The organism is Ruegeria sp. BA12 (assembly GCF_056539625.1).
This window is the reverse complement of the sequence record NZ_JBQFVF010000005.1, coordinates 265,843-273,513: the sequence shown is the minus strand read 5'-3', so window position 1 is coordinate 273,513 and position 7,671 is coordinate 265,843. Positions and strand designations below refer to the sequence as shown.

Here is a 7,671-nt window from a genome sequence, read left to right as displayed (position 1 = left end):
CTGCGGTCAGCGTGGTTTTACCGTGGTCAACGTGCCCAATCGTGCCGATGTTGACGTGCGGTTTTGTACGCTCAAACTTTTCCTTTGCCATTCCTCAGGCGCCCTTTTGCGATTTGGGGGACCCTTGGTCCCGTGGTTACATCTGCGCGCGCGAGATATTTGGTTCAAAGGGGAAAATCAAGCACATCCTGCGTAAAAAGCAGGTTAAGATGCCGGATTTTGCGTAACAACACCGGATTCGAGCGGTTGGATCAGGTCTGGACGACGATCAAACCAGCCATTGTCTTTGTGTTCCTCGGCCAACCATTCCTCGACACGGTCCGCGACCTTCAATGCAAGCCCGCTCATCTGCTCTTCTTTGGTCCGTTCGTGGCCAGAGCCCTTCAAAGCACTGCCGCCGGTCGTGTCCTCGAGAACCTGGAACTGCTTGCCCTTGGCAAGGAACTCTTTTTTGTTCACGTCATAGACGTTGACCAGGACAATGGCCGTGCTTTTCGGATTATAGATGACCGGGATACCCGGAGGCGCAAGCATATAGCCTTCGAGGCTGATACCGATGTCGTATTCCTGTACGCCTTCATAGCGACCCAGCCGAATATCAACTGCGTTCTGAATAGCAGCGGTCCATTCATCCGGTGTGGCATCGCGGCTGACCGGCCCCTGCACCGCCTTGTCAGCAAAGGCATAATTGACCCGCAACTTGAATTCGCCCAGCGATTCCGGCTCTTCATAAAGCTGCGTTTGCGTGCAGGCGCCCATAAGGGCCAATCCGGTGATCAAAGTCAGAATGCGCAGCATAGGTTCATCTCGATAGGCCTGTTTTTCTTTGGTCTAGCGCACCGATACGGCCTGTGCCAAGCCGTATCAGCGAAATTCTACCTGCGCCCAGCGCATATTCACGAGAATTTATAGTCACGCGGGAAACCATAGGGTGGCTTTTTCCCAACACTGGCGCGCTTGGCGAGCCATTGGGACATATCCGCCTCGTGCCGGGTTTTATCCCCACCCATCGACCACTTGAGACCCTCTTCCCAGTTGAAGGTGGTCAGGTCGGACAAGCCGCCATCCAACTCAAGTGTGCCCTGCCGTCCACGCGCCATGTTGTATTTCTGCAGACGCACGCCTTTGCCGCGGGTCATCTCGGGCAATTCATCGGTTGGGAAGACCAGGAACTTACCGTTCTGAGACACCACCGCCACGTGATCGCCATCGATGGGCTTACAGATCATTGCGGTTTCTTCGCCTTTGACGTTCAGCACCTGTTTACCGTTGCGGGTCTGGGCCAGCACCTCATCCTCGGGCACCATGAACCCGTTACCCGCATCCGAGGCCACAAGCAGCTTGCGCCCGGGTTTATGGATCAGGATGTCGATGATCTGCGCCTCGTTCGGTAGATCGACCATCAGACGCAGCGGCTCGCCCATGCCTCGCCCGCCGGGCAGGTTGGCGGCGCTGACCGTGTAAAACCGCCCGTTCGAGGCAAACACCAGCAGCCTATCCGTCGTTTCCGCGTGGAAGATGAAACGCGGGCCGTCGCCATCCTTGAATTTCAACTCTCGCTTCAGGTCGATATGCCCGGTCATGGCGCGAATCCAGCCCATCTGAGAGCAGACGACCGTGATCGGTTCCTTATCGATCATCGCCTCAAGGGGAACCTCTTCAACCTGTCCGGCTTCGGCAAACTGGGTACGGCGCGCGCCGCCTTCGTAATCTTTGCCAAAGGTCTTTCTGGTCTCTCTCAACTGCTCGGCGATCTTGGCCCATTGCAAGGCCGGATCGGCCAGCAAGTCCTCAAGATTGGCGCGCTCCATCATCAACGCGTCGCGCTCGCGCACCAGTTCCATCTCTTCCAGACGGCGCAAGCTGCGCAGGCGCATGTTGAGGATCGCGTCGACCTGAACCTCGGACAGCTCGCCCTCACCCGGTTTGGGTGAGACATAGTCGGCCTCACTTGTGGCACGGACATGATCGATCCCCCAGTCCTCGCGCATCAGCGCGGCTTTGGGGTCGTCGTCGTAGCGGATAATGTCGATCACACGGTCGAGGTTCAGGAAGGCGACGATAAAGCCTTCCAACACCTCAAGGCGGTGGTCGATCTTGGCCATACGGTGACGCGAACGTCGCAGCAGCACCTCTTGCCGATGATCGAGGAAGGCGCGCAGGACTTCCTTCATCGAGCAGACCTTGGGCGTGACCCCGTCGATCAGCACGTTCATGTTCAGGCTGAACCGCACCTCAAGGTCCGAGTTGCGATAGAGCATGCCCATCAGCACCTCGGGGTCCACATTCTTGGAACGCGGCTCAAGTATCAGGCGGATGTCATCAGCAGATTCGTCGCGCACATCAGCGAGAATTGGAATTTTCTTGGTCTGGATAAGCTCGGCGATCTTTTCGATCAGCTTGGATTTCTGAACCTGATACGGAATCTCAGTGACAATGATCTGCCACTGGCCACGGCCCAGATCCTCAACCTCGAACTTACAGCGCAGACGGAAGGACCCGCGCCCGGTGCGATAGGCCTGCGCGATATTCTCGGGCGGCTCGACAATGACGCCACCGGTCGGGAAATCGGGGCCGGGCACATAGTTCAGCAGGGTGTCGTCACGCGCGTCTGGTGTTTTGATCAAATGCAGGCAGGCGTCACACAGCTCGGCGATGTTATGCGGCGGAATGTTTGTCGCCATACCGACCGCGATGCCGCTGGAGCCATTGGCCAGCAGGTTCGGAAACTGCGCGGGCAGCACGACCGGTTCGGTCAGCGTGCCGTCATAGTTATCGCGGAAATCGACGGCGTCCTCGTTCAGACCCTCAAGCAGCGCCTCGGCGACGATGGTCATCCGTGCCTCGGTGTATCGCGAGGCCGCCGGGTTATCACCATCGATATTGCCGAAGTTCCCCTGCCCGTCGACCAGCGGGTAACGGACGTTGAAGTCCTGCGCCAGACGCGCCATCGCATCGTAAATCGCGGCGTCGCCGTGCGGGTGATAGTTGCCCATCACGTCGCCGGAAATCTTCGCAGACTTCCGGAAACCACCCGTCGCACTGAGTCGCAACTCGCGCATCGCATACAGGATTCGCCGGTGAACCGGCTTCAGCCCGTCGCGCGCATCAGGCAGCGCCCGGTGCATGATGGTGGACAAAGCATAGGTCAGATAGCGTTCGCCAATCGCGCGGCGTAGCGGTTCGGCTATCTCGCCCCCGTTGTCGGGGGCCTCCATGTTGGGGTCGTCGATCGTATCGGTCATACATGATGTGATACGCCGCAACCGCGCGCTGGTAAAGCGAGCAGCACGCATTTTACTGGGGACAAGTGGCGCTTTTTGCAACAGGGGGAGGCAACCCCCCGATTTCCCCCGTCTTTCGACTTGGACCCTGAAATATGGTACGCTGACTAGATTAGACTGCTGCCTATTTCTTGTATCTTACGATTGACCCTGGGGGATGCGCCATGACGCGCCTTGTTGTTTTTACCTTCGCTGCACTTGGTTGGTGCTTTTACGTAATGAGCGGCGGGCCGGATTTCGAACCGCGTGGCCTGCGTGCCGAGCAACCCGCTCGCATTGCAACCGCCCCGACGCAAACCATTGCTCCTGCCCAGGCCGAAGAGCTTGTGACCAATGTCGCAGTTCGTGCGCCAACTGCACGTGTGCAACCCAAGCCCGCCGTGGAAGAGGTGGTTGAATTTGTGGCCGATGATGCCACGCTGGGGTCTTTCTCAACCATTACGGTTTTCGCGGACCAAGACGCCAACATCACGCTTGCTTCGCTTGAGGACGGTGTCGCCGGGCTGCGCCAGATCACGGATGACGTGCAGGAAGATGTGGCCGAAACACCCGCCATCCCCGAGCCCGAAAAAGACATTCGCGAGATTTCGGGAACCCGCGTGAACATGCGCGACGGGCCGGGTACGATCTATCCGATTGTCGGCAAGGCCACCATCGGTCAGAAGGTCGAAGTACTAAGCGAATCCGGAACCGGCTGGCTGCGCCTGCGCGTGTTGCCTCAGCAACAGGTCGGATGGATTTCGGCCTCGCTGGTGCGAAAAATCGCGAACTGACGCAGCCGTGTCATTGTCCTGACCTGAACCTCGCCATAGCTATAGATCAGGTTCAGATTCAGGAAGACCATGCAAAAGACCATTCTTATCACCGGCTGCTCCTCGGGCATTGGACTAGATGCGGCGCACGGCATGCGCGCCCGAGGTTGGCGGGTGTTTGCCTCCTGCCGTCAGCAGCGAGATTGCGACCGGCTGCGGGCTCAAGGGTTTGAAAGCCCGCATATTGATTACACCGACGCCGACAGCATCACCGCGGGGCTGGCTTCGGTGTTTGAGGCGACGGGTGGCACGCTGGATGCGTTGTTCAACAATGGCGCGCATGGCCTGCCCGGTGCGGTCGAGGATTTGCCGACGGATGGCTTGCGCGCAATTTTCGAGGCCAATTTCTTTGGCTGGCACGAGCTGACCCGGCAGGTGATTCCAGCCATGCGGGCGCAAGGACATGGGCGAATCGTTCAGAACTCGTCCGTGCTGGGCCTGGTTGCCTATCCCTGGCGCGGCGCCTATGTGGCCACAAAATACGCGGTCGAAGGTCTGACGGACACGCTGCGCCTGGAACTGGCAGATACCGACATCAAGGTTATCCTGATCGAGCCCGGCCCGATCACCTCGAAAATCCGCGAAAACTCGATCCCCTTCTTTGAAAAATTCATCAACTGGCAGAACTCGCCCCTGCGAGAGCGGTACGAATCTTCGTTGTTGAAAAGACTGTACGAATCCTCGGGGCCGGATCGGTTCGAACTACCCGCGTCGGCGGTAACCGACAAGCTGGCCCATGCGGTCGAATCAAAACGGCCACGCGCGCGATACTATGTGACGACGCCGACTTACATCGCCGGATACCTGCGCCGCTTTCTGCCGACCCGCACGATTGATCGCATTCTGTCGGACGTCTGAGGCAATATTACCCGTTCGCTTTTCACACCTACGGGGCTAGATGATAGCCCAAGGAAACAAAAAACGCGGACGGTGTACCCATGGACCTAATGATGGTCGTTTTGCTGTTGGCCATGGCGACTGTTGTCGTCGTGCTGGCGATTGGCATCTCAAACTTTGGCAAAAGCGGTAAAGAGGCCGCGATGAAAAGCAACAAGATGATGCGCCTGCGCATCCTGTTTCAGTTCATTGCCGTAGTGCTGATCGTGCTTTACGTCTGGTTGCGTGGACAAGGAGCCCAATAGATGGTCGTTCTCAACAAGATTTACACTCGCACTGGCGATGACGGCAAAACCGCTCTGGGTAATGGTGAGCGCGTTGCAAAGTATTCCGGCCGTGTTGCTGCCTATGGCACTGTTGACGAGTTGAACGCATTTGTTGGCGTGGCCCGCACCGAAGCCGAGGGCGATGTCGAAGCCGCCCTGTCCCGTATCCAGAACGATTTGTTCGACTTGGGCGCCGATTTCTGCCGTCCCGACATGGAAAAGGATGCCGAGGCCGACTATCCCCCGCTGCGCGTCGTGCCAGCCCAGATCAACCGGTTGGAAGCGGAAATCGACGCCATGAACGAAGCATTGGAGCCGCTGCGCAGCTTCATTCTGCCGGGTGGTTCGCGTCTGGCGGCACATCTTCACGTGTGCCGCACTGTTTCACGCCGGGCCGAACGGCTGGCGGTAGAGCTGACCAATATGGAACCGGTGAACACGGTTGCGGTGAAATACCTCAACCGTCTCAGCGACTGGTTCTTCGTCGCCGCACGTTGCGCCAATGAAAACGGCACGCGCGATGTGCTTTGGGTTCCGGGGGCGAACCGCTAAGTCGCGGACCATAACGTCAAAAAGCACGAAACGCGACGTCCCAAACCCATGACGTGACGATTTTGGTCTGTTGCAGGGCGAATTCAGACGTTATTCAGTCGTCCGAGAGCATTGGTGGAGTCGCAACGCGGCTTACCGTTTTTTGTGAGGAGCAAGCGCTAAAATGAAGGTACTCGTGCCTGTCAAACGCGTGATTGACTACAATGTGAAGGTTCGCGTGAAAGCGGACGGTAGCGGAGTTGATCTCGCCAATGTCAAAATGTCGATGAACCCGTTCGACGAGATTGCGGTGGAAGAGGCGATCCGCCTGAAAGAAGCCGGCAAGGCGGAAGAGGTTGTAGCCGTTTCGATTGGCGTCAAGCAGGCGCAAGAAACCCTGCGGACCGCGCTGGCCATGGGCGCCGACCGCGCCATTCTGGTTGTGGCCGCCGATGACGTGCATCAAGACATCGAGCCGCTGGCCGTCGCCAAGATCCTGGCCAAGGTGGTCGAAGAAGAGCAGCCGGGCATCGTGCTGTGCGGCAAGCAGGCGATCGATAATGACATGAACGCCACCGGCCAGATGCTGTCGGCCCTGCTGGGTTGGTCGCAAGGCACCTTCGCGTCCGAGCTGGACATCGAAGGCGACGCCGCCAAGATCACCCGCGAGGTGGACGGCGGCCTGCAGACCATCAGCGTCAAGATGCCGACCATCGTGACCGTTGATCTGCGCCTGAACGAGCCGCGCTATGCGTCGCTGCCCAACATCATGAAGGCGAAGAAGAAGCCGCTGGAGGAGAAGACCGCTGCCGATTACGGCGTAGACGTTTCCCCGCGCCTTGAGATCGTCAAGACCGAAGAGCCGCCGGCGCGTGCTGCGGGCATCATTGTTGGCTCGGTTGATGAGCTGGTTACGAAACTCAAAGATGCGGGGGCTGTGTAATGGCTGTTCTTCTTCTTGCCGAGGTTAACAATGGCGAGCTGGCGCTGGACGCCACCGCCAAGGCCGTCAATGCCGCCAAGGCTCTGGGCGACATTACCGTTCTGGCCGCTGGCGGTTCCGCCGCTGCTGCTGGAGAAGCCGCTGCCAAGATCGACGGTGTGTCCAAGGTTCTGGTTGCCGAAGACGACTCGCTGGGCCACCGCCTGGCGGAATCGACCGCCGCACTGATCGTGTCGCTGGCCGACGGGTATGAGCACATCGTTGCCCCTGCCACCACCGACGCCAAGAACGTGATGCCGCGCGTTGCCGCGCTGCTGGACGTGATGGTGATCTCGGACGCGTCGGGTGTGGTCGACGGCTCGACCTTCGAGCGCCCGATCTATGCGGGCAACGCCATCCAGACTGTGAAATCGAACGACGCCAAAAAGGTTGTCACTCTGCGGACCGCCAGCTTTGACGCGGCGGGCGAAGGCGGATCGGCCGCGGTCGAGACCGTTTCGGTTCCGGGCTCCGAAGGCCTGTCGTCCTGGGTCGAGGACAAGGTCGCCGAAAGCGACCGGCCGGAACTGACTTCGGCTGGGGTCGTTGTCTCGGGCGGACGTGGTGTCGGCTCGGAAGACGATTTCAAACTGATCGAAGGTCTGGCCGACAAGTTGGGCGCGGCGGTTGGTGCCTCGCGCGCGGCGGTCGATTCGGGCTATGCGCCGAACGACTGGCAGATTGGGCAGACCGGTAAGGTTGTTGCCCCGGACCTGTATGTCGCCGTCGGTATCTCGGGTGCGATCCAGCACCTGGCCGGTATGAAGGACAGCAAGGTCATCGTCGCGATCAACAAGGACGAAGAAGCACCGATCTTCCAGGTCGCAGACTTCGGACTGGTTGCCGACCTGTTCCAGGCCGTGCCAGAACTGACCGAAAAGCTTGGCTGATAGCAGGAA

General features: G+C 59.0%; 9 protein-coding genes. 6 read left to right on the top strand and 3 right to left on the bottom strand.

The features are described from left to right. The 3 genes from ACR0B0_RS12600 to ACR0B0_RS12590 form a co-directional block, all read right to left on the bottom strand. Window positions 1-91, bottom strand: a 91-nt coding sequence (locus ACR0B0_RS12600; protein ID WP_215675807.1) for a GTP-binding protein, incomplete at its 3' end; no start/stop codon positions are given. Between the two features lie 113 nt (window positions 92-204). Continuing rightward, window positions 205-798 (bottom strand): hypothetical protein, encoded by a 594-nt coding sequence (locus ACR0B0_RS12595; RefSeq protein WP_170360073.1) that lies wholly within the window; start codon window positions 796-798, stop codon window positions 205-207. Window positions 799-896: 98 nt separating this feature from the next. Continuing rightward, the gene (locus tag ACR0B0_RS12590) at window positions 897-3,245 is read right to left on the bottom strand and encodes a DNA topoisomerase IV subunit A (RefSeq protein ID WP_480648032.1); all 2,349 of its coding nucleotides are present in this window, start codon (window positions 3,243-3,245) and stop codon (window positions 897-899) included. A gap of 203 nt (window positions 3,246-3,448) precedes the next feature. Here ACR0B0_RS12590 and ACR0B0_RS12585 point away from each other — a divergent pair, with 203 nt between their 5' ends. The 6 genes from ACR0B0_RS12585 to ACR0B0_RS12560 all read left to right on the top strand — a co-directional run bounded on the left by ACR0B0_RS12585 (window position 3,449) and on the right by ACR0B0_RS12560 (window position 7,662). Next, window positions 3,449-4,057 (top strand): SH3 domain-containing protein, encoded by a 609-nt coding sequence (locus ACR0B0_RS12585; protein ID WP_254428538.1) that lies wholly within the window; start codon window positions 3,449-3,451, stop codon window positions 4,055-4,057. Between the two features lie 69 nt (window positions 4,058-4,126). Continuing rightward, the gene (locus ACR0B0_RS12580; protein ID WP_170350407.1) at window positions 4,127-4,954 is read left to right on the top strand and encodes an SDR family NAD(P)-dependent oxidoreductase; all 828 of its coding nucleotides are present in this window, start codon (window positions 4,127-4,129) and stop codon (window positions 4,952-4,954) included. Between the two features lie 80 nt (window positions 4,955-5,034). Next, window positions 5,035-5,238, top strand: a complete 204-nt coding sequence (locus ACR0B0_RS12575; protein WP_480648030.1) for a twin transmembrane helix small protein — start codon at window positions 5,035-5,037, stop codon at window positions 5,236-5,238. Continuing rightward, window positions 5,239-5,811 (top strand): cob(I)yrinic acid a,c-diamide adenosyltransferase, encoded by a 573-nt coding sequence (locus tag ACR0B0_RS12570; RefSeq protein WP_480648028.1) that lies wholly within the window; start codon window positions 5,239-5,241, stop codon window positions 5,809-5,811. It abuts the gene before it with no gap. A 163-nt stretch (window positions 5,812-5,974) separates the two neighbouring features. Further along, window positions 5,975-6,733 carry an electron transfer flavoprotein subunit beta/FixA family protein gene (locus ACR0B0_RS12565; protein WP_170350401.1) on the top strand — a complete coding sequence of 253 codons (759 nt, stop codon included), beginning with the start codon at window positions 5,975-5,977 and terminating at the stop codon, window positions 6,731-6,733. Beyond that, window positions 6,733-7,662: an electron transfer flavoprotein subunit alpha/FixB family protein gene (locus tag ACR0B0_RS12560; RefSeq protein ID WP_170350399.1), complete on the top strand. Its 930-nt coding sequence runs from the start codon at window positions 6,733-6,735 to the stop codon at window positions 7,660-7,662. Before ACR0B0_RS12565 ends, ACR0B0_RS12560 begins: the two co-directional genes overlap by 1 nt. The last annotated feature ends 9 nt before the right edge of the window (window positions 7,663-7,671 follow it).

What these genes read in the sequence shown, in the direction of transcription:
- ACR0B0_RS12595 (WP_170360073.1), bottom strand. Translation starts at nt 798, where the DNA reads ATGCTGCGCATTCTGACTTTGATCACCGGATTGGCCCTTATGGGCGCC.
- ACR0B0_RS12590 (WP_480648032.1), bottom strand. Translation starts at nt 3,245, where the DNA reads ATGACCGATACGATCGACGACCCCAACATGGAGGCCCCCGACAACGGG.
- ACR0B0_RS12585 (WP_254428538.1), top strand. Translation starts at nt 3,449, where the DNA reads ATGACGCGCCTTGTTGTTTTTACCTTCGCTGCACTTGGTTGGTGCTTT.
- ACR0B0_RS12580 (WP_170350407.1), top strand. Translation starts at nt 4,127, where the DNA reads ATGCAAAAGACCATTCTTATCACCGGCTGCTCCTCGGGCATTGGACTA.
- ACR0B0_RS12575 (WP_480648030.1), top strand. Translation starts at nt 5,035, where the DNA reads ATGGACCTAATGATGGTCGTTTTGCTGTTGGCCATGGCGACTGTTGTC.
- ACR0B0_RS12570 (WP_480648028.1), top strand. Translation starts at nt 5,239, where the DNA reads ATGGTCGTTCTCAACAAGATTTACACTCGCACTGGCGATGACGGCAAA.
- ACR0B0_RS12565 (WP_170350401.1), top strand. Translation starts at nt 5,975, where the DNA reads ATGAAGGTACTCGTGCCTGTCAAACGCGTGATTGACTACAATGTGAAG.
- ACR0B0_RS12560 (WP_170350399.1), top strand. Translation starts at nt 6,733, where the DNA reads ATGGCTGTTCTTCTTCTTGCCGAGGTTAACAATGGCGAGCTGGCGCTG.